The organism is Kitasatospora sp. NPDC043950 (assembly GCF_056435345.1).
Genome location: NZ_JBWKER010000017.1, coordinates 1 through 1,588, shown reverse-complemented (window position 1 = coordinate 1,588; position 1,588 = coordinate 1). Strand labels below are relative to the sequence as shown.

Genomic DNA, 1,588 nt, shown 5'->3' with positions numbered 1-1,588 from the left:
GGTCGCTTTTCCTCTTCCACTCGTTGTATGTAGCGTCCTCTCCCCCCCCCCCCCCCCCCCCCCCCCCCCCCCCCCCCCCCCCCCCCCCCCCCCCCCCCCCCACCGCCGGCGCGGCCTAGGGTGAGGGCGTGACCGACAACCACCTGGGAGAGTTCCTGCGCGCACGCCGTGCGGCCCTGCTGCCGCAGGACGCCGGCGTGGCGAGCCACGGGGTACGCAGGGTCGCCGGACTGCGCCGGGAGGAGGTCGCCGTCCTGGCCGGGGTGAACGCGGACTACTACACCCGCCTGGAACAGGGGCGAGAACGCCACCCATCGGCCCAGGTCCTCGACGCGCTCGGCCGCGCCCTGCGGCTTGACTCGGATGGGCACGCGCACCTGCACCAGCTGGCGGGGACGGTGCCGAGCAGCCGGTTCGCCCACACCACGGACCGGGTCGGCCCCGCCCTGCGCCAGTTGCTGGACGGCTACCCGGCCGCCCCGGCGTTCGTCATCAACCGGACTTTGGACGTCCTGGCGGCCAATGCCCTGGCCGAGGCCCTGCACTCACCCTTCGAGCGGATGGACAACCTCGCCCGGATGGCCTTCCTCGACCCGGCGGGCCGGCAGTTCCACGAACGGTGGGGCCACACGGCCCAGGCCGTCGTGGGCCACCTGCGGCAGGCGGCCGGGCTCGACCCGGACAGCCCCCGGCTGCGGGACCTCGTCCGCACCCTCACCGGTCACAGCACGGACTTCACCCGTCTGTGGAACGCCCACGCGGTGCGCGGCAAGACCCAGGAGGCCAAGCACCTCCTCCACCCGGACGTCGGCCCACTGACCCTCACCTACCAGGCCTTCGACGTGCGCGATGCTCCCGGCCAGCAGCTGATCGTCTACCAGGCGGAGCCCGGCAGTTCCAGCGCGCAGGCCCTCAGCCTGCTTGGGTCCCTGCGCGCCACCTTGAACCGGGGCGCCGGGTAAACGGTGAGGACGGTCAGCTGCGTTGAGCGCGCAGTGATCAACTCGCCTGATGTCCACGGCGCCACACTTCACTCTCCGTGACTCCGCGACTGGCTGTACGGGACCGGACACCCGCCCAAAAGGAAACCACCAGCCGCCGTCAGTCCCGAAGCCCACTCCCACAGAAAACTCGCCGTGTGCACCGGCTTCTCTCACCGCGGCCAAGCAGCACACGACTCCGTAACTCGAATGGTCGCCACCAGACTGGGTCAACTAGCGAGCATCACAGAGGATTTGGCCCTACGGTGCGGTGCCAGGGGGCCATCGAGCGAAAGGCTGTCACTGGCATGGCCGGGAAATTCGAGCTGTACAAGGACGAGAGCGGGATGCACCGCTTCCGGCTCAAGGCGAGCAACGGGACGGTCATCGTCACCGGGGACCCGCACGAGAGCAAGGACGAGTGCCTCAGGAGCATCGAGTCGCTCCGCAAGCTCGCGCCGTACGCGGAGCTCAAGGAGGCGGCCGGGTCGCACTGAGGCGGCGCGGTGCGGGAGCGGGGGGGGGGGGGGGGGGGGGGGGGGGGGGGGGGGGGGGGGGGGGGGGGGGGGGGGGGGGGGGGGGGGGGGGGGGGGGGGGGGGGGGGGGGG

General features: G+C 72.5%; 2 protein-coding genes. Both read left to right on the top strand.

The features are described 5' to 3' along the window. Positions 1–128: 128 nt before the first annotated feature. A complete protein-coding gene (locus AC07BF_RS13835; RefSeq protein WP_363585969.1) occupies positions 129–962 on the top strand; it encodes a helix-turn-helix transcriptional regulator in 834 nt (277 codons plus the stop codon). Between the two features lie 326 nt (positions 963–1,288). Beyond that, complete coding sequence (locus tag AC07BF_RS13830; protein WP_063350276.1) at positions 1,289–1,477, top strand: YegP family protein; 189 nt, start codon at positions 1,289–1,291, stop codon at positions 1,475–1,477. Positions 1,478–1,588: the final 111 nt, after the last annotated feature.

Bases quoted from the DNA above. Each gene is read 5' to 3' on its own strand.
- AC07BF_RS13830 (WP_063350276.1), top strand. From the start codon at position 1,289: ATGGCCGGGAAATTCGAGCTGTACAAGGACGAGAGCGGGATGCACCGC.